This is a genomic window from Bradyrhizobium sp. URHD0069, assembly GCF_000701345.1.
Lineage (GTDB): Bacteria > Pseudomonadota > Alphaproteobacteria > Rhizobiales > Xanthobacteraceae > Bradyrhizobium.
Map to the genome: position 1 here is coordinate 56,386 of NZ_JNIJ01000019.1, position 18,662 is coordinate 75,047.

The window sequence follows — 18,662 nt, forward strand, 5'->3', positions numbered from 1 at the left end:
GGCGAGGCGGCGCAGGCCGGCGGCCTGGCTGCCATCACGAATCGGTTTCGGAAGGTCAAAAAGCCGCACGCGGCGCTTGCCTGCTGGTTAAACGGTAACCAGAAACCGCAATTTTTCGATGACGGGCTGGCGCCCGGGGCGAATACCCCCTAAATGGCCTCCCCGGGCCCAGGCGGCCTGCCGGAACCAAAGACCAACAATCGGCATTAGCAGGGCGTACCAGGAGCAAGGCGTCTAAGGTCATGATGGATCAGCAGAATTTCGAGGCTACGCGGCCCGCTTCCGCCGATCCGCAGGTTGTCGTAACGCCGGGAGCCCGCACCTCAGTTGAATTCCTCGCCAAAGAGCTCGGGTTGAAGCTCGGCGACCAGAATAAATTGACCATTCGCCGCATCAAGCGGGGAAAAAGCTATTCATTCGTTCGCGCCAACGGTACTGCAATCCGGCACACCGGCACGATCAAGCGCCTTCACTCGATGGCGGTGCCCCCGGCCTATGCCGAGGTCCGCTATTCGCCGGATCCGGCCTCGCACCTGCAGGCCGTCGGCCGCGACGCCGCGGGCCGACTGCAGTACCGCTATCACGCCGATTGGGAAAAGGTTCGCGAACAGCGCAAGGCACATCGGCTGGCGCGGCTGGTCGCGGCCTTGCCGAAAATTCGCCGCAACGTCTCGATGCATCTGTCGGGTGACGCGCCGACGCGGGAATTCGCGCTGGCAGCGGTAATCGAACTGATCGCGCGCACCGCGATCCGTCCAGGCAATGAGTCCTATGCCCGTCTCAGCGGTACCCGCGGCGCTACCACGCTTCTGAAATCGAACGTCGTGCTCGAAGACGATTGTGTGGTGCTGACCTTCAAGGCCAAGGGCGGCAAGGCCGTGCGCAAGGAATGCGACGCGGCCAAGTTGGTTCGCGCCATCGGTATCCTGCGCGGCGTGCCGGGCAAGCGGATGTTTCAGTACAGGGACAATTCCGGCAACGTCCGCGGTGTCAGCACCACGTCGGTCAACGCGTTCCTGCGCGAGATTGCCGGCATCAAGATTTCGCTCAAGGATTTTCGCACCCTGATGGCATCCGCCGTGGTGCTGGAATCGCTGTCGCGGATTTCGCCGGCGGCGAGCGCCCGCGGCCGCCGCAAGCAGGTGCTGGAAGCCGTGCGCGCCGCCGCGGACGAACTATCGAATACGCCGGCGATCTGCCGCAAGAGCTACGTGCACGATACCATCGTCACCGCCTTCGAAGATGGCATCCTCGAGCGCTTTGCGGCAACGATGAAGGGCTATCGCTCGCAATCGAAGCGCGAGCAACTCCTGGCCCAGGTGGTCGCGACCGCTGCGGCTTAATCTTTCCTCATCGTGGCGAGGAGCACGTCTTTGCGTCTCGAACCATGACCGCGCATCCTTCGAGACGGCGCCAGCGCGCCTCCTCGGGATGAGGCGGGGTTAGAGCCCACCCATCTTGCAGACGATCTTCCATTCCTCCGCGGTCACCGGCTGCACCGACAGCCGCGAATATTTCACCAGCGCCATGTCGACCAACCGCTTGTCCGCCTTGATGGCGGCCATCGTCACCGGCGTCTTCAGGGGCTTGTCCGCCTTCAGGTCGACGCAAACAAATTTGCCGGTCTTGTCGCTCGGATCGGGATAGGCCTCCTTGATCACCTCCGCTATGCCGACGATCTCCTTGCCCTCGTTGGAATGATAGAAGAAGGCGAGGTCGCCTTTCTTCATCTTCACGAGGTTCTGCCGTGCGGTGAAATTGCGCACGCCGGTCCAGGCCTCGCCCTTGGCGCCTTTCGCCACTTGCTGGTCCCATGACCAGCTCGAAGGTTCGGATTTCACCAGCCAGTACGCCATGGTCATCCCTCCGCCTTGAATGGGCGCGTCAGCAAGCTTTCGATCGCCGCGTCGATCGTCATTGCGCCGCTTAGGATCGCCGCGACGGCATTTGATACCGGCATATCGACATTTTGCGAAGCCGCCAGTTCGATCAGCACCGGTGCGGTGAATTCGCCTTCGGCAAGCCTGTCGCGTGGCGGCCGCTCGCCACGCCCGAGCGCGATGCCGAGTGCGAGATTGCGCGATTGGGGGCTGGAGCAGGTCAGGATCAGGTCGCCCAGGCCTGAAAGACCCGACATGGTTTCGCTGCGCGCGCCGCAGGCGCGCCCGAGCCGCATCAGTTCGCTGAAGCCGCGCGTGGTCAATGCGGCCTGCGCCGATGCACCCAGCTTCCTGCCGACCACGATACCGGCCGCGATCGCCAGCACGTTTTTCGCCGCGCCGCCGATCTCGACGCCGCGGACATCTGTGGTGTGGTAGGGCCGGAAGGTTGACGAGCCCAGCGCCTGCACCAGCGAGCCGGCGAGCTGCTCATCATTGGCGGCCAGCGTGACGGCAGTTGGAAGGCCGCGTGCGACGTCGTCAGCAAAACTCGGCCCTGACAGGATCGCCGGCATGGCGTCGGGGGCGGCTTCCGCGATCACTTCGGTCATGAACCTGTGCGTGCCGCGCTCGATACCCTTGGCGCAGGCGATAACAGGCGTCGCCGTGACGAGATGAGGGGCAAGCGCCGTGACGGCCTCGCGTAAATTCTGCGCGGGCGTCGCAATCAAAATAATGTCTGCGCGTGCGGCAACGGCCATATTGTCCGTCAGCCTGACGCTCGCCTCCAGCCGCGCGCCGGACAATTTTGGATTGGCGCGCGTTGCCGCAATCTGTGCCGCGCTCTCCGAGCTACGCGCGTAGAGAACGACATCGCGTCCGGCCCGTGCGGCAACGCCCGCCAGCGCCGTGCCCCACGCGCCGGCGCCGATCACCGCGACTGAATTGAACGACGACATCGGAAAGCCTCAGCTATGCTCCCTCGCCCCGCTCCTGCGGAGAGAGGTAAGGAAGGCGATCGCGGCAAGATTCCCCATTCATCCAAAAATCTCTAGAAACCCGCACGCGTATTTGCAAATCCGGCCGGCGCGGTGGCGTTTGCATCGAGCAGCCAGCGTGCGCGGGGCGGTGCGTCCATTGTATCAGTCATGCCGAGCGCCAGCCGCTCGGCACCGGCCCAGGCGATCATCGCGCCGTTATCTGTGCACAAGGCGGGCGGCGGAATGATCAGCGTGGTCTGCGCTCTTGCGGCGACATCCTGCAACGCGCCACGGATCGCCTGATTGGCGGCAACGCCGCCGGCGGCGACCAGGGCGCGGGGCGGGCCGAATTGTTCGTGAAAAAGTCTCAGGCCGACGCTGAGGCGGTCAGCCGTCGATTCCAGCACCGCGGCCTGAAAGCTGGCGCAGAGATCGCTGATGTCCTGCGGCTCCAACGGGGCCAGCCGGCTGGCCTCGTTTCGCACGGCGGTCTTCAGTCCCGACAACGAAAAATTCGCGTCGTCGCGTCCGAGCATCGGCCGCGGAAACGCAAACCGTTTCGCATCGCCACCGCCAGCTGCGCGCTCGACCTCAGGTCCGCCCGGATAAGGCAGTCCGAGCATCTTGGCGACCTTGTCGAAGGCTTCGCCCATGGCATCATCGACGGTCGTGCCAAGCCGCACATATTTGCCGACGCCGACAACCGCGACGATCTGGGTGTGACCGCCGGAGGCGAGAAACAGGCAATAGGGAAACGCCAGCGCGCAGGTCAGCCGCGGCGTGAGCGCGTGGGCTTCGAGATGGTTCACCGCGAGCAGCGGCGTGTTATGCACCATCGCGATCGCCTTTGCGGTGGTCAGGCCCACGATGACGCCGCCGATCAGGCCGGGGCCGGCGGCGGCAGCGACCGCCGAAAGCTGCGCAAAGCCAACGCCTGCTTCTTTCATCGCACTGCCCACGATGCCGTCGAGCACATCGACATGGGCGCGCGCCGCGATCTCCGGCACCACGCCGCCGAAGGCGGCATGCTCCTCGGTTTGAGAGCGCACGATGTTGGACAGAATCTTCCCGCTGCCGTCGCTCTGGCGTTCCACCACGGCGGCTGCGGTCTCATCGCAGGTGGTCTCGATCCCCAACACCAGCATTGACGTGTCGTTATCCAATTTGAGCCCTTGCGCTATCGGCCAAAGCGGCGTTTCGGTATCACCCTAAGCGTTTTTCAAGCGAAGTGGATACCGGTCGCGCAACGAAAACGCGTCGAAATAAAGAGATTAGAGCCTCGGTTCTGTCAGCGCCGATCAGGCTCTAGCATTGCGAGGTCGCAAGGTGCAATCGTCCGCTGATGCAGAATGCCTGCTGGCGAGAGGTTAATGTATGGCTGTTCTCGTCACCCGCCCGCATCCTGACGATGAGGCCACAGCCTCTGCGCTGCGTGCCAAAGGTTTTGAGGTGCTGCTGGCGCCGCTGCTGCGGTTCGAGCCGGTCGCGTTCCCTGATGACGAGGACGCGCGCTACGGCGCGGTTATCGTCACCAGCGCCAATGCGGTGCGCGGCATCGAGCCTCACCTCGAGGGCAGTCGATTGCTCAAGCTGCCGCTGTTTGCAGTTGGCGAACATAGCGCCGCCGCCGCCCGCCGCGCCGGCTTCGAAAACGTGATCGCAGCAAATGGCGATGCCGCGAGGTTGCGCGATCTGGTGCTCGCAGGCGTGAAGGCGAAGCAGCTGAAGAAAGCGAGCCCGCTGCTTTATCTGGCGGGTGCTGATCTATCGCGCGATCTGGCCGGCGAACTCGGCGATCACGGCTTCAACATCGTCACCCGGACGACTTACAGGATGGTAGCCATGTCCAGCCTGCCGCGCGAAGTATGTGACGCCTTTGCAGCCAACCGGATCGAAGCAGTGCTGCACTATTCACAGCGCAGCGCGCGCGTGTTTCTGGAAGCCGTGCGGGCCGCCGGCGTCGAAATATCGGCATTGGCGATCCCGCAATGCTGCATCTCCGCTACGGTAGCCTCCGTGGTCCGCGACGCCGGAGCCATGCAAGTCATGGTGGCGGCGTCGCCGGATGAAAATGCCTTGTTCGAGGCGCTCGATCGTGCTTTGCGCTCCTGATCGCGCTACAAAGCTTTTCGAGCGAAGCATGCCCTCGGACTTGATCCGATACCGCTCGCGTCAAGAAAACGCGTCAAAACAGTCCATTAGGTTCCGATTCAATCAGAACCGAGACTCAGAGAGGACATGCCGAATCTGGTACGTTCGGCTGTAACAGTTAGGGAACCGCAGGGATGGTCGATGACAACCCCGAACCTACCGATCAATCGCCGGATCCGGGCCGTGCCAAACGCGCGCCGCCGACCATCGACCTGGAAGCTACCGAAGTGCCCGGCGAGACCGGGAAGGTGGGCGGTGAAGCCGAGCCAGAGCGCAGTTCCCAGCAGTCCACGGCCGCGGCGATTTCGTCTTGGGTCATTGCGGCCGTTTCCGGCGCAGTCGCCGCCTCACTGGTGATCGCTGTGGCCTGGATTCTCGGATGGCCTGCGGTTTTGCCAGCGACGCCAGTCGCGCCTCAGGTCAACGCGGCTGCAATCGATGATCTCGCCGCGCGTGTCGCGAGCGTCGAGTCCAAGACCAGCAAGCCTCCGGCCGCAGCGCCCGACCCGGCGGCAGCCATCCGTATCGAGGCACTGGAAAAATCCTTGGCCTCGCTGCGTAGCGAACTCGCAACTGCGCGCGCGCAGTCGGCGAAGTTGGCCGCTGCCGTCGATGACGTGAAAGCAGCGCCGCTCGAATCAGCATCCCCGGTGGATCTTTCTGCGATCAACGAGCGCATCGCCGGACTAGAGCGCGCTACGGGCGCCCAGGGTGCCGAGATCGCCCAGGAAAGCGCTAGGGCTGCAGATGATGTGCCGCTGCGCCGGATCGTGGCGGCAGCCTTGCTCGATGTTCTGGTTCGGACCGGCGATCCCTATCCCGCCGCACTGGCAGCGGCGAAATCACTGTCGGAGAACGCAGATGCGGTGAAGCCGCTCGATGGCTTTGCGGCCTCGGGCGTGCCGAGCGCGGCTGGCCTCAGCCGCGAGCTGCTGACCCTGGTACCAAAGCTGTCGCCGCCGGCGCCGGAGAATTCCACGACCGGCACAAGCATTGTCGATCGCCTGCAGGCCGGCGCCGCAAAGCTTGTCCGCATCGAACGCACCGATGGTGTCGGCAACGATCGCGGCGCTGTGGTCGCACGGGTCACGGCGGCGGCGCTGCGCAACGATTTCGCCGAGGCGCGGCGCGAGTTGAAGACGCTGGCGCCTGCCGATCGCGCCGCAGCCCAATCATGGATCGAGAAAGCCGATGCGCGCGACGCGGCGCTCGCCGCATCACGTCAATTTGCAGATGATGCGATGGCGGCGCTCGCCAAACCGCGGCAATAGGAACTCGATGTACCGGATCATTCTGTTTTTGGTGTTGATCGCGCTCGCTGCCGCGGGTGCGGCGTGGATGGCCGATCACACCGGCGAAGTCACGCTGTCTATCAGCGGCTGGCGTATCGAAGCTTCGCTGCCGGTATTCGCACTGGCGCTAGGCATCACCGTCGTCGCCGCGATGCTGGCCTGGACGATTTTGCTTGCGCTCTGGCGCATGCCCGAGCGAATCCGGCGCGGCCGCCGCGAACGCCGTCAGGCGCGCGGCCGGCATGCCATCACCCAGGGGCTGCTCGCGATCGGCCAGGGCGATTCCGCTGCGGCCCGCCAGCACGCCGATGTCGCGCGCCGCAATGCCGCGCATGATCCGCTTGCGTTACTCTTGCACGCGCAATCGGCGCAGCTCGACGGCGACCGCGAAGGGGCGAGAGCGGCGTTCCGCACCATGGCCGAACGCGGCGACACGCGGCTGTTGGGATTGCGCGGCTTGTTCATCGAAGCGCAGCGTGCCGACGATCCCATCGCCGCGGTGATGATCGCGGAAGAAGCGCTGAAGCTGGCGCCGGGATCGACCTGGGCGTCGCATGCGGTATTGGGATTTCGCTGCGCCAAGGGCGATTGGAGCGGCGCGCTGACCATCCTCGATGACAATCTCGCATCCGGGCTGATCGACAAAGCGGTGTATCGGCGTCAACGCGGCGTGTTGCTGACGGCGCGCGCGCTGGAGCTGGAACACGTCGACCGCGATAAGTCGCGTGAGTGCGTGATGGAAGCGGTGAAGCTCGCGCCGACCCTGGTGCCGGCCGCGGTGCTCGCCAGCAAATATGAGAGCGAGGCGCACCAGGTGCGGCGTGCGATGCGGATCGTGGAGGCCGCCTGGCTGGCGCATCCGCATCCCGATCTCGCCGATGCCTACGCGCATGTGAAGCTAGGCGATTCCGCCCGCCAGCGGCTGATCCGCGTCGAGACGCTGGCCGCCAAGGCGCCCGGGCATCTTGAGAGCGCACTCGCGGTTGCACGTGCCGCGATCGACGCCTCGGAGTTTGCACGCGCGCGCGAGGCGCTGGCGCCGTTCACAGCAGTGCCGACACAACGCGTGGCGATGCTGATGGCGGAAATCGAACGCACCGAACACGGCGACAGCGGCCGGGCGCGGGCGTGGACCTTGCGCGCGGTGCGCGCGCTGCACGATCCGGTCTGGACCGCGGATGGATATGTCTCGGACCGCTGGCGGCCGGTGTCGCCGGTGTCGGGCCGGCTCGACGCCTTTCAATGGCAGACGCCGCTTGCAGCCTTGCCTTCGGATAAACAGACGACCGTCGAACCTTCCCCCTTCGAGGAAGCGATGCTCGCGCCGCCGCGCCGCGTCGAGCCACCCCGCGAACCTCCGGCAGACGTGACGCCACCGCCAGCGACGTCGCCGCCGGCGCAGGACAATTCACCGGCGTTGGTTCCGGCCGAACCATCTCCCACAGCAGCTCCCGCGGCGGCTGCGCCGTCGCCGCCGCAAACCGAATCGCCTGTTGTCGCGGCGGCGCCGTTGTTCCGGCAGCGGCAGGATATCCCGAAAAACCCTCCGCCCAGCATTCCCGCGGTGATTCCAATCGTCCGCGCGCCCGACGATCCCGGGATCGATGACGAGCCCGTCGCAGACGAATTCGCGGAACAAATCAGTCCGGCCAAAGCCCAGGCCGGCGGCTGGCGCGGTTTTCTGTCCCGCTGGGGAGGGTGATTTGCGCGTCGCGCGGGCGCGTTTTTCTTGCCAAGCAAGGCGGTGCCCGATATCAGGGGCGAGCGTTTCCAGGCCCTTGCCGAACGCAAGCCAATGGTCCGCCGCAATAGCTCAGCTGGTAGAGCACGTCATTCGTAATGACGGGGTCGGGGGTTCGAATCCCTCTTGCGGCACCATTTTTTTGATGTCCGGCCCGGAGACATAGAGCTTGGCGTTGAACTTATCGGGACGGAGCTTGCCCCCCGGGAGTGCCGCCCGGCGCCGCGCCTGACGGCTGCATCGAGCGGGCCCGATCCAATAGCGTGAGAGTGGCATCTACGCATGATTTCATGGAATCCTGCGGATCGCAGCGTACGGCCACCGTCCCGTCGCCGCTGCGCAAAAAGAAGGAGGCGCCGCCGCCGCGGCGCATCCCCTCGCGACCATGGTCGCCAATCCCGCGGAGGATATCCTCCAGATCACGATCCTTTCGGGAGTAGGAAGAGTCACGCCCCTCGCCGCCGGGGGCGGTCTGGCTGAAGGCGGGGAACGGACTAAGTAAAAGCACAGCTGTGACGACAAAGGCTCTGTTCATCCGAGGTCTCCACTTTTGAGCAAGTTGAGCGGCACTACTCCAGAGCGTGATGACTTTCGTCGGATCATCATCCCGCTCTGGCTCATTGCAGGAGCATGATGTTTCCCGAACACCGGCGCCAAGCCCGATCAAATCAGAGCAGGCCGCTTCGGAGCCATGCTCAGTCGCGACAGACGCGCCGGCGAACGATGACGAGCAAATCCCCGTCCTCGGCCCGCAAGCTCCGGGTGAGGAAATAACAATCTCCGTCCTCGCCCCCACGGCGCCGCTCGGCTATGCGCTCGGCGATCCGCCCGCGTAGGCGCCCGCGCCAGCCTCCATCATCGTCGTCTCCGTCCTCGCCCCCACGGCGCCGCTCGGCTATGCGCTCGGCGATCCGCCCGCGCAGGCGCTCGCGCCAGCCTCCATCATCCTCATCTTCGTCTCGGTCTCGCCAGTGGCTCATCCGCTCGCGGAGGCGACCCCGTGATTCTTGCCGGTCTTGAAGAAGGTCGACGACGAGATCCCGTAAATCCTGCCGGGTCCGTATCCTGTCCCTGAGAAGATCGCGCAGATCGCGGTCCACATCGCCATCTCTGTCACGCCATTCGTGAGCTGATGCTGGGCTTGTTGTCGTACAAATCACTGGGGCAGATGCAGCAATCGCGAGAACTGCTGCAGCAATCACTGGCAGCCGTGCCATTGCGTTCTCCTGTCAGAATTCATGTTGAGAGGTCATCGGAAGACGGCACGATCTCCGGCGAGCGTTTCCTTTAACAAGCTGCGCTGGATCGAGATCGAGTCTAGCCTCGAGCCAGCCATTGCGCTGCTCAGAAATGCCGGGCTGCTTCCGCGTGTTTAAGATGGCACAAGAATATGGCAAAAGATCGAAAACGAAACGCGTGACGCGCAAACTGTGCGGCCCGGAGACATAGGCAACGGGTCGTACCTGACACAGGTGACAACCTCTTGCCGGAACGGGTTGAGAAGCGTCGCTGCGTCCGCTCCAAAGCGCTCCGTGATCTCTCTCACAGAACTCTCTCATCGACTGGCTTAGTCTCCTTCCCGCATCAGCCAACAACCGGCAATTACAGGAGACGTAACATGCGCAAATTCGTTCTGGTCGCAGCGATGGTTCTGGTATCCGCAACGGCTCAGGCTGCGACGCGCGGCTTGGCGCTGGCATCGAACGAGCCGCCTGCCGCTGAGCAGCAGGCTGTCGAAGCGCCGCAAGCCGTGGAAGCACCAAAGCCTGTCGAGACGCCGAAATATGTCGAGCGGCCGGCGGCGGTCGATACCACGGTGCAACGACCGACGGCTGACAAGGCCAATCCGGTCGCCGCGAAAAGCACTCCTACGGCCAAGACCGAAAAGCCGAAGCCCAAGCGTGAATCGACCGAAGCCCGCGTCGTTCGCGAGTTGCATCGCCACGGGATTTATTGGTAAGGCGAGTTTCGAACACGAACGGGAATTTTACTCGCCCTCATTGCGAGGAGCAAAGCGGCAAAGCAATCCAGTCCTTGCTTCTTGTAAGCTGTGGGTTGCTTCGCGGAGCCTGTCATCGCGGCCGCTTTGCGCGACGCGTTGAATCGCAATGACGATTCAAACAAGCAACGTGATTTCGCGGCTAACCGCTACTGCAAAACCGTCTGCACCACGTTGCCAACCGGGCGGCTGCCGGCGGTCGGCAGCTTCATGTCCTTGACGAGGCCTTCGTCGTATTCGGCCAAGGTCTGCAACGACGTCTTGGCTTTCATCTGCACGACCTTGTAGCCGCCGGCCTTTAGGCGGCGAAGCAGCGTGGGCATTGCTTCCGCCGTGTGCTTCTGAAAATCGTGCATCAGGATGATGCCTTTGCCCTGCTTATCCAGTTTGGTCATGACGGTGCTGACGATTTGCGTCGCGTCCTTCGCTTTGAAGTCGAAGGAGTCGACATCGCAGGAGAAGATCGCGACGTTGCGCGACCCGAGATGGGCCATCGCCGCGGGGTTGTGCTGCAGTTGCGGAAACCGAAAGAACGGTGCCGGCGGCGCGCCTAACGCGAACTTGACGGCGCTGAAACCCTTTTCGACCTCGTCCCTGGCCTGCTGCTCGGTCATTTTTTTGCCGTTCAAGTTGGCATGTGACCAGGTGTGGCTTCCGACGCTATGGCCGGCCGCGGCGACCTGCTTGAGAATTGCGGGATGGTAGGTCGCGTGCTTGCCGACCGGGAAAAACACCGCCTTGGTGCATTCGTCCGCGAGCGCCTTGAGCACGGCAGGCGTATTCACCGGCCACGGGCCGTCGTCGAATGTCAGCACGACTTCTTTGTCCGCCAGGAAGTCGAGCTGCTTGAAATGATCGAAGCCGAAGCCCGGTCCCCCGGTGGTGTCGATTTCCACGATGCGGCCGACGCCGAGTGCATCCGGATTTGCACAGGCGGTCTTCGGCGTGGCCGGAGCCGCAGGAGCAGTCGGCTTTTCCGAGACTTTGGCCGAAAGAGCCGCGGTGACCTCGACGTCATTGTCACGGGCCGAAGCCGGCTTGGCGGCGGCGGTCGCGGGAAGCCGATCGGCTTCGCGGGCGCTGATGGTCTGCGGGGCCGCGACGTCGGCACGAGGCGAAGAGGTCCAGAACCACACTCCGGCGATGACAACCGCCGTAACAACACTCGCCAGCATCAGCCCTAACGCATTGCGCATCGGTACTCTTTCCACGAATAAGATTTTAGCCAAGCCATTAATGGAAAATAGTTGTTAACGCCGCACCAACGCGGGCTTCATTTGACGAACTAATTTTGGGCGCAGGACGTTCTTTGTCATTCCAGGATGGTGAGTTAGCGCCAGACCTCAGAAGTGCGATTGCATATCGGGAAATCTCGGGATTCCGCGTTCGGGGCGGAGCCTGCCATCGGGCCGCGCCTTGCGCGGACCCGTTGGCATCGCCCCGGACGGCTCTGGATTGCTCCGCGGGAGCCTGCCATCGGGACGTGATGCACGTCACAGTCCAACCTGGCAGTGACGGACATCACAGCTCGAACGAGGTCGTTGGGGCACTAATGGACATCAACAACGCGCCGCGACCTGCGGCTAACCGAGGTGCCGAAAATGACCGCTTCCTTCTCCAAGACAATCCGCCAGGCCGGTTTGGTGTTGGCATTCGCCGTCTCCTTCTCGTCTCTGTCCTCGACCTCAGGCTTTGCCTTCAGCGCCGAGGCGCAGCAGATGTGCACCGGCGACGCCTTCCGCCTCTGCAGCTCCGAGATCCCCAACATTCCGAAAATTACCGCCTGCATGGTCAAGCACAAGGCCGAGCTGAGCACGGGTTGCCGGGCTGTGATGGACGGCGATCTGGCCAAGCAGTCCCGCAAGGTCGCCGCACAATAATGCGAGCTTTTGCACAGGCACTCGGTACGCCTGCCGCATCGCCGGCGTTCCCCACGGCAACGTGGTTCGGCATTGCACAATGCGCCGCGACGCGGATGTGACGCGTTGGGGCGCATTGACACGAATGCTGCATCAGAATTTGATTGCTTTCATGGACGCGTATGAAGGCAAGACAAGATGGCCAGATTTCTTTTCATCATTCCGCTTGTTCTGATCGCTTCAGCGGCGTCAGCGCAGCAGCGGCCGGGACATGACGCCTGCGCGCGGGATGTCTCGCGTTTTTGCCGCGCTCAGATGAATGAGGGCGACCAGATCGTTCTGGCGTGCCTGAAGCAGCACCGTGGTCGGCTCAGCCGGGCCTGCTCGAAGATTTTGGCCGATCACGGGCAGTAAGCGCCGCGGAATGACGGTGGTGGGATTTTACGTGCTGCTGCCCGCCGCTGTCGCGACCGGCAGCACCTCGTTCGCGGCGCGGTCAGGAGTGTCTTCCTTCCAGCGCACCGATCCGAACGGCCGTTCCAGCATGCGGCGGACGCGTATCGGATCCGGCCCGAGATGAAAATCGATCGCGCGCTGATGCAGCGCGCGTTCCGATTGCGTCGTGCGATTGCGCTGGCGCAGATAGTCGAGCCAGGTCGGGCAATGATAGCGCTCGGTCCACAGTTCGGGGTCGGCGATATCGCGCGCGATCGACCAGCCATAGGCGCCGTTGCGCTGGCGACTGAGCTGCACTTCCTGCATCACATTGTGGAAGGCGCGGGCGCTTTCCTGATCGACGCGATATTCGATTTCGACCACCAGCGGCCCGCTGCGCCCCGTCAGCGGCAGCCGTACCTCGGGGTCGGCCAGCACTTCCGCATCTTCGTTGCGGGCGCCGACCGGCGGCATGCGCAGCCACAATCCCAGCAGCGGCGAGGCGAACATCAGGGCGGCGGAAACCAGCAGCGCTGTTTCCACGCCGGCGGCGTCGGTGAGACGCCCCCAGCCCCAGCTGCCGATCGCGATGCCGCCGGCGATCGACGCCTGGAAGGCCGCCAACGAGCGGCCCGCCACCCAGCGCGGCGCGGAGAGCTGCACGCCGATGTTGAACAATGCGACCGCCAGCATCCACACCGCGCCGGCAATCACCAGCGCGGCTGCGGTCAGCACCGGTTCCCGACTCAGGGCCACCGCTGCGATCGCGCCCGCCATCGATAGCGTGCAGGCGCGCACCGCGGCCTCGCCGTTCATTCGTTTGCGCACCGCGGTGATGTTCAGCGCGCCGATTACCGCGCCCATGCCGAATGCACCGAGCATGATGCCGTAGGTTTGCGCGCCGCCGTGCAAGAGGTCGCGCGCGACCAACGGCATCAGTGCCGATACCGAACCGCCGATCACGCCGGTCACTAACGTGCGCGCCAGCACAATGCGGATCGACGGCGAGTTGGCAATATAGCGCACGCCCGACACGATGGCCCGGTTGAGGCGCTCGCGAGGCAGGCGCGACGGCTCGGTGGTGCGGCGCCAGAGAAACAGCACGACCAGAAGCGGGATGTAGAGCACGGCATTGGCGGCGAAGGCCGCGACCGCACCGGCGGTAGCGACGACGATGCCGCCGATAGCTGGACCAAAGCTTCGCGCGATGTTGTAGCTGATGCCGTTCAGCGCCACCGCGGACGGCAAGGTTTCGGCCGGCACCTGCTCGGTGACCGAGGACTGCCATGCCGGTCCGAACAGCGCCATGCCGCTGCCGACGATGAAGCAGAAGATCAGCAGGATTTGCGGGGTGACGAGGCCGAGCCACGCCAGCACCGAAAGCGCCGTCGCGCCGACCAGTGCGATCGACAGCGAGACCAGCGCCACGATGCGGCGGTCATACATGTCGGCGACGGCGCCGGCCGGCATCGAAATCAGCATGATCGGCAGCATCAAAGCGGTCTGGACCAGCGCCACCATGTCGGCGGATGTCGTCATCTGCGTCATGGCCCAGGCGGCGCCGACCCCCTGGATCAAAAGTCCAAGGTTGGAGAGCAGGCTCGCCAGCCAGATGCGCCGGAACACCGCATACCGCAGCGGGGCCGCGACGCCGTCGGCGGCAAACAAGGAGCGTTTCGGCTGTTCCGTCATAGCTTCCGTATACGCCAGTCCTGGACCGGCATCTGATTCCCGGCGATTTAAAGTGATGCCCGCGAAAGTCTTTCTCTGTCCAGTGGTCAGTCCGCTATCGGCGGTCACAATGGGCCGCTAAGATGCGGAAAATAAGTGGAGATCATGAAATGGGCCTATCTCGGCGAGCGCTGTTGCAAGGCATGGGAGCCATGCCTTGGGCAGCCGGGAGCTTCGCATCTTTAGCCTTTGCGCAGGCCCCTCCGATCGTCCCGAGCGCCGCTGAAGTTCCGCCGGTTCTGTTCGTGCATGGCAATGGCGATCACGCGGCGCTATGGATCACGACGCTGTGGCGGATGGAATCCAATGGCGTTCCGCGCGAGCGGATGTTCGAAATCAACTTTACCGATCCGTTAGCGCGGTCCGACGATTCGGTGTCGCAACCAAACCGCTCCTCGACCGAGGATCAGCGCCGCGAACTCGCGGACGCCATCAAGGAATTGAAACGCCGCACCGGTGCAGCGCGTGTCGCTCTCGTCGCCAATTCGCGCGGCGGCTATTCCGTCCGGAGCTACATCAAGAATGGCGGCGGCACCGATGTCAGCCACGCCGTGCTGTGCGGCGTGCCCAATCATGGCGCCTTTGATTGGGACGACAATCTCGGCAATGAGTTCAACGGCCGTGGTCCGTTCCTGCGTGCCCTCAATGAAGGCGAGGGCGAAGTGACGCCGGGCACGGCGTTCCTGACCTTGCGCAGCGACAACATGGATAAATACGCGCAAGCCGATGGCCGCTTCGTCGGCAAGCCCGGCGTGCCGACCGGAATCACCGCAGAAGGCCCGGCGTTGAAAGGCGCAACCAATCTCGTGCTCAGCGGGGTCGACCATCGCGAGACGGCGTATCATCCGCGCGCGTTTCGCGAGATTTATAAGTTCATCGCCGGCCGCGAGCCGGACAGACTAGCGATTACACCGGAAGCCGAAGTCAAACTCAGCGGCCTGGTGACGGGCATGCCTGGCGGCGTTCAGAGCAATCGTCCCGTGGCGGGCGCATCGGTGGAAGTCTATCGCGTATCGCCCGAAACCGGCGAACGCATCGGCGCTGCGATTCACACCTCGCAAACCGGCGCTAGCGGACACTGGGGCCCGGCACAGGTTGATCCCTCCTGGTATCTCGAGATCGTGCTCACGTCGGCCGGTTCGACCACCACGCACGTCTACCATTCTCCGTTTCCGCGCTCGTGTGACGTCATGCATCTTCGCGCCGCGCGCGCCTTGGGGCCCGCCGATGCCGGGGCCGGCGCTGTCGTCATCATGTCGCGGCCGCGGGGATATTTGGGTCTTCCCCGCGATGTGGTGCTGCTCGACGGCAAGGAGCCGAGCGATGTGAAGCTTGGCGTGCCGACCGACTCGAGCAGCACGTTGCGGCTTTCATCCACCGATGTCGGGCGTCCGGTTGCGGCGCTGTTCAACCAGGAGCGGATCGTGGCGCGGGCGTGGCCGGCATCGGAAAACAGGATTACCGTGGCCGAGCTGACGTATTAGCTGCCTTCTCGATCCGCCCGCGTTGATGGCGCCGGGATCGTGGACCTGATATTAGCTGGTCAGCCGTTTGAGCCAACGGGTCGCGCGAGTGCAGCAAGTCGCGGATTTCGCAAGAGCTCATCCGGGCTTTGATTTGCGAGGTCGTAAGTGAGCACAGCCGAAGCCCACGAGATGCCGATTACGCTGGTGCCCCCGAGCCCGCCGCGCGCCTCCGATAACCTGACGGCGCTGGGGCGGATGGCGGCGATGCGCGAGAGCGTGATCGGAACCTGGGGGCAGCGCGCCTATGAAGAGGACATCGTCCAGGGCAGCTTCTTCGGGCGCAGCAGTTTCATTCTCAACACGCCTGACGCGATCCGGCATGTACTGGTCGACAACTACGAAAACTACACGCGCACGCCGGCCGGCATCCGGGTGTTGCGTCCGGTGCTTGGCGAAGGCCTGCTGATCGCAGAAGGGCGCGCATGGAAGCATCAGCGAAGAACGCTGGCGCCGGCGTTTACGCCGCGCGCCGTTACCCCGCTCATCCCGCACATGATCACGGTGACCGATGAGACGATCGCGAAACTTCGCGCGGCTTGTGCCGAGCCGGTCGATCTGCGTGAAACCATGCAGCGGATGACGCTCGAGATCGCCGGCCGCACGATGTTTTCGTTCGAGATGGGCCGCCATGGCCCGGCGCTGCGCGAGTTCGTGATGGAGTACGGCCGGCGTTTGGCGCGGCCGCATTTTCTCGACCTGCTGTTGCCCCTTGGCTGGCCCAGTCCGCAGGATTTCTCCCGCGCACGCTTCCGCAAGCGATGGACGCGCTTCATTGCCATGCTGATGGCCGAGCGTCGTGCGGCCGGCAAGAAGGAAGGCGACCCGCCGCGCGACCTGTTCGACCTGATGGGTGCTGCGCGCGACCCCGAGACCGGCGCAGCCTTCACCGACGAACAGCTTGGCGATCAGGTGGCGACGATGATTCTCGCCGGTCACGAGACCACCGCCACCGCGCTGTTCTGGTCGCTGTATCTGTTGGCGCTCGACCCAGCGACCCAAGACGAACTGGCCGCCGAAGTTCAGGCGGTTGCCGGGAATGGCGCACTGGATGTCGAGCGGCTGAAATTTACCCGCGCGGTGATCGACGAGACCATGCGGCTTTATCCGCCGGCCTTTCTGATCGCGCGCGCTGCCGCTGGTCCGGATACGATTGCAGGGCTGCCCGTCAAAAAAAGGGATGTGATCCTGATCTCGCCGTGGCTGTTACACCGGCATGAAAAGCTCTGGCGCGATCCGAACGCGTTCATCCCGCCGCGCTTCATGCCGCCTTCTCTACCGCCCGATCGCTTTGCCTACCTGCCGTTCGGCGTCGGGGCGCGGGTCTGCATCGGTGCGCATTTTGCGCTGGTGGAGGCCACATTGGCGCTGGGCAAGCTGATCGGCGCGTTCCGCGTCGAGCTTCTCGACAAGCAGCCGGTGCTGCCAGTCGGCGTGGTGACGACGCAGCCCGATCGCTCGCCGATGTTCCGCATCACGCGTCGGTGACGAACGCATTGCTTGGACGCCTGCGCAATCTGCTCTAAACTTGGGGCATGAGCGATATTCAGGCCCAGATTTCGCTGCTGAAACAGACGGCTGATCCGGCGGTGGCGGATGCGATCGGAGAGCTGGTCGAAAAGGGCGAGGACCACGAACTCAACCGAATCAACCTGTTGGATTTCGCGGCCCGTACTGGGCTCGACGAAGAGCGGGTGATTTCCGGCTTCCTCCATGCATCGCAGCTGGGGCTGTTCGATCTCACCTGGAACGTGCTGTGCCCGGGTTGCGGCGGCGTGCTCGATGCCCACAGCACGCTGAAATCGCTGCGCCACGACGACTATCACTGCGGATTATGCGCCTGCGGCTACGAGGCCTCGGTCGACGAGCAGGTCGAGGTGGCCTTCACCGTCAGTCCCCGGGTCAGGCGCATCGCGGCGCATGACCCCAACACGCTGCCGGTCTGGGAATACTACAAACAGGTGTTCTGGAGTTCCGGGCTCGATTTCGACAACGAATCGGTTGCAACGCTTGCCGATGAGGTGACGCTGGATACGCTTGAACTGCCGGCGGGCGAAAAGGCAGTGCTGTCGCTGCAGGTGCCGAAGGAATTCATCATCGTGTTCGAGCCGGTCACGCACTCAGCACAATTCATCGACGTTCAGGGCGAGCCGACCAGGGAACGTCAACCGCTATCGCTGGTCTACAAGAAGACGCCGTCGCCGACCGGTGCAACGGTGACGTTGCGGCCGGGACCGCTGCGGCTGTCGCTCGAGAACCAGGCCGGCGTACGGGTGCTGCCATCGGTCTTTATCGCGGGAGATGCGATGCATCACCTGATAGGCAAGCGCAAGCCGTTCGTCACCGCCAAGCGGATGCTGACCAACCAGACCTTCCGTGATGTTTTCAAGGCCGACAATCTCAATATCGATCAACGCCTCAAGATCACCTCGCTGACGTTTCTCTTCACCGACCTCAAGGGCTCGACCGCGCTATACGAACGAGTCGGGGACCTCGCTGCATTCGATCTGGTGCGCGCGCATTTCCACGCGCTATTGGAGATCATCTCCTCGGAGAAGGGCGCGGTCGTGAAAACGATCGGCGATGCCGTGATGGCGACCTTCATCAGGCCCGAACATGCGATCGTCGCCGGCTTAAGGATGCGTGCCGCGATGGACGCGCTCAATGTTGAGCGTGGGAGAGATGATCTCGTGGTCAAGATCGGCATCCACGAAGGGCCGTGCCTCGCCGTCATGCTCAACGAGCGGCAGGACTATTTCGGCCAGACCGTCAACATCGCCGCCCGGGTTCAGAGCCTGTCGACCTCGCAGGAAATCCACATCACGGGGCCGGTGATCGAAGCACCGGCAGTAGCCGCCATCCTGGACAAGGAAGCGATTACGCCGATTCAAAAGCAGGCGGCGCTGCGCGGCATTGCCGACAAGATCGTGGTTTACGAAATACCCTGAGCAATCCGGGATGGTGCGTCAGGCACCAGGCCTCAGACGTGCAATTGCACAGCGGAGAATTTCGAGATCCCTGATTCGCGCCAGTGCGCGCCCCGGAATGCCGGCGGGATTGCTGAATGGTAA

15 protein-coding genes and 1 tRNA gene are annotated in these 18,662 nt (G+C 63.8%); 11 read left to right on the top strand and 5 right to left on the bottom strand.

Features of this window, described 5'->3' with window-relative positions:
* Positions 1-242: 242 nt before the first annotated feature.
* Positions 243-1,343 (top strand): DNA topoisomerase IB, encoded by a 1,101-nt coding sequence (locus N554_RS0113000; protein WP_029583865.1) that lies wholly within the window; start codon positions 243-245, stop codon positions 1,341-1,343.
* Positions 1,344-1,442: 99 nt separating this feature from the next.
* Here the strand turns inward: N554_RS0113000 and N554_RS0113005 are convergent, their stop codons facing one another.
* The 3 genes from N554_RS0113005 to tsaD form a co-directional block, all read right to left on the bottom strand.
* Entirely contained in the window at positions 1,443-1,856 is a 414-nt protein-coding gene (locus tag N554_RS0113005) for an EVE domain-containing protein (RefSeq protein ID WP_029583866.1), read from the bottom strand.
* Between the two features lie 2 nt (positions 1,857-1,858).
* Complete coding sequence (locus N554_RS0113010; protein ID WP_029583867.1) at positions 1,859-2,839, bottom strand: NAD(P)H-dependent glycerol-3-phosphate dehydrogenase; 981 nt, start codon at positions 2,837-2,839, stop codon at positions 1,859-1,861.
* Between the two features lie 92 nt (positions 2,840-2,931).
* Positions 2,932-4,005 carry a tRNA (adenosine(37)-N6)-threonylcarbamoyltransferase complex transferase subunit TsaD gene (gene tsaD / locus N554_RS0113015; protein ID WP_029583868.1) on the bottom strand — a complete coding sequence of 358 codons (1,074 nt, stop codon included), beginning with the start codon at positions 4,003-4,005 and terminating at the stop codon, positions 2,932-2,934.
* Between the two features lie 229 nt (positions 4,006-4,234).
* Between tsaD and N554_RS0113020 the strand changes: the two genes are divergently transcribed.
* The 5 genes from N554_RS0113020 (at position 4,235) to N554_RS0113050 (ending at position 10,004) form a co-directional block, all read left to right on the top strand.
* Positions 4,235-4,972 (top strand): uroporphyrinogen-III synthase, encoded by a 738-nt coding sequence (locus N554_RS0113020; protein ID WP_029583869.1) that lies wholly within the window; start codon positions 4,235-4,237, stop codon positions 4,970-4,972.
* Positions 4,973-5,145: 173 nt separating this feature from the next.
* Entirely contained in the window at positions 5,146-6,282 is a 1,137-nt protein-coding gene (locus N554_RS0113025) for a COG4223 family protein (RefSeq protein ID WP_029583870.1), read from the top strand.
* Positions 6,283-6,289: 7 nt separating this feature from the next.
* A complete protein-coding gene (locus N554_RS0113030; RefSeq protein WP_029583871.1) occupies positions 6,290-8,005 on the top strand; it encodes a heme biosynthesis protein HemY in 1,716 nt (571 codons plus the stop codon).
* A 100-nt stretch (positions 8,006-8,105) separates the two neighbouring features.
* Positions 8,106-8,181: transfer RNA gene (locus N554_RS0113035), tRNA-Thr, on the top strand.
* Positions 8,182-9,662: 1,481 nt separating this feature from the next.
* Positions 9,663-10,004, top strand: coding sequence for a hypothetical protein (locus tag N554_RS0113050; RefSeq protein ID WP_029583874.1), 342 nt, complete (start codon positions 9,663-9,665; stop codon positions 10,002-10,004).
* Positions 10,005-10,192: 188 nt separating this feature from the next.
* On the opposite strand, the gene N554_RS0113055 is transcribed toward N554_RS0113050, so the two are convergent.
* On the bottom strand, positions 10,193-11,239 hold the full coding sequence (locus tag N554_RS0113055; protein ID WP_029583875.1) for a polysaccharide deacetylase family protein: 1,047 nt from the start codon (positions 11,237-11,239) through the stop codon (positions 10,193-10,195).
* 405 nt (positions 11,240-11,644) lie between these two features.
* Between N554_RS0113055 and N554_RS0113060 the strand changes: the two genes are divergently transcribed.
* On the top strand, positions 11,645-11,923 hold the full coding sequence (locus N554_RS0113060) for a hypothetical protein (protein WP_029583876.1): 279 nt from the start codon (positions 11,645-11,647) through the stop codon (positions 11,921-11,923).
* 177 nt (positions 11,924-12,100) lie between these two features.
* The gene (locus N554_RS35780; RefSeq protein ID WP_036053064.1) at positions 12,101-12,316 is read left to right on the top strand and encodes a hypothetical protein; all 216 of its coding nucleotides are present in this window, start codon (positions 12,101-12,103) and stop codon (positions 12,314-12,316) included.
* A gap of 27 nt (positions 12,317-12,343) precedes the next feature.
* Here the strand turns inward: N554_RS35780 and N554_RS0113075 are convergent, their stop codons facing one another.
* Entirely contained in the window at positions 12,344-14,029 is a 1,686-nt protein-coding gene (locus N554_RS0113075; RefSeq protein WP_029583877.1) for an MFS transporter, read from the bottom strand.
* Positions 14,030-14,178: 149 nt separating this feature from the next.
* Between N554_RS0113075 and N554_RS0113080 the strand changes: the two genes are divergently transcribed.
* From N554_RS0113080 to N554_RS0113090, 3 genes are all read left to right on the top strand, one after another.
* Positions 14,179-15,552 carry a hydrolase gene (locus tag N554_RS0113080; protein WP_029583878.1) on the top strand — a complete coding sequence of 458 codons (1,374 nt, stop codon included), beginning with the start codon at positions 14,179-14,181 and terminating at the stop codon, positions 15,550-15,552.
* A gap of 147 nt (positions 15,553-15,699) precedes the next feature.
* On the top strand, positions 15,700-17,079 hold the full coding sequence (locus N554_RS0113085; RefSeq protein WP_029583879.1) for a cytochrome P450: 1,380 nt from the start codon (positions 15,700-15,702) through the stop codon (positions 17,077-17,079).
* A 47-nt stretch (positions 17,080-17,126) separates the two neighbouring features.
* A complete protein-coding gene (locus N554_RS0113090; RefSeq protein WP_029583880.1) occupies positions 17,127-18,539 on the top strand; it encodes an adenylate/guanylate cyclase domain-containing protein in 1,413 nt (470 codons plus the stop codon).
* Positions 18,540-18,662: the final 123 nt, after the last annotated feature.

Bases quoted from the DNA above. Each gene is read 5' to 3' on its own strand.
- N554_RS0113000 (WP_029583865.1), top strand. From the start codon at position 243: ATGATGGATCAGCAGAATTTCGAGGCTACGCGGCCCGCTTCCGCCGAT.
- N554_RS0113005 (WP_029583866.1), bottom strand. From the start codon at position 1,856: ATGGCGTACTGGCTGGTGAAATCCGAACCTTCGAGCTGGTCATGGGAC.
- N554_RS0113010 (WP_029583867.1), bottom strand. From the start codon at position 2,839: ATGTCGTCGTTCAATTCAGTCGCGGTGATCGGCGCCGGCGCGTGGGGC.
- tsaD (WP_029583868.1), bottom strand. From the start codon at position 4,005: ATGCTGGTGTTGGGGATCGAGACCACCTGCGATGAGACCGCAGCCGCC.
- N554_RS0113020 (WP_029583869.1), top strand. From the start codon at position 4,235: ATGGCTGTTCTCGTCACCCGCCCGCATCCTGACGATGAGGCCACAGCC.
- N554_RS0113025 (WP_029583870.1), top strand. From the start codon at position 5,146: ATGGTCGATGACAACCCCGAACCTACCGATCAATCGCCGGATCCGGGC.
- N554_RS0113030 (WP_029583871.1), top strand. From the start codon at position 6,290: ATGTACCGGATCATTCTGTTTTTGGTGTTGATCGCGCTCGCTGCCGCG.
- N554_RS0113050 (WP_029583874.1), top strand. From the start codon at position 9,663: ATGCGCAAATTCGTTCTGGTCGCAGCGATGGTTCTGGTATCCGCAACG.
- N554_RS0113055 (WP_029583875.1), bottom strand. From the start codon at position 11,239: ATGCGCAATGCGTTAGGGCTGATGCTGGCGAGTGTTGTTACGGCGGTT.
- N554_RS0113060 (WP_029583876.1), top strand. From the start codon at position 11,645: ATGACCGCTTCCTTCTCCAAGACAATCCGCCAGGCCGGTTTGGTGTTG.
- N554_RS35780 (WP_036053064.1), top strand. From the start codon at position 12,101: ATGGCCAGATTTCTTTTCATCATTCCGCTTGTTCTGATCGCTTCAGCG.
- N554_RS0113075 (WP_029583877.1), bottom strand. From the start codon at position 14,029: ATGACGGAACAGCCGAAACGCTCCTTGTTTGCCGCCGACGGCGTCGCG.
- N554_RS0113080 (WP_029583878.1), top strand. From the start codon at position 14,179: ATGGGCCTATCTCGGCGAGCGCTGTTGCAAGGCATGGGAGCCATGCCT.
- N554_RS0113090 (WP_029583880.1), top strand. From the start codon at position 17,127: ATGAGCGATATTCAGGCCCAGATTTCGCTGCTGAAACAGACGGCTGAT.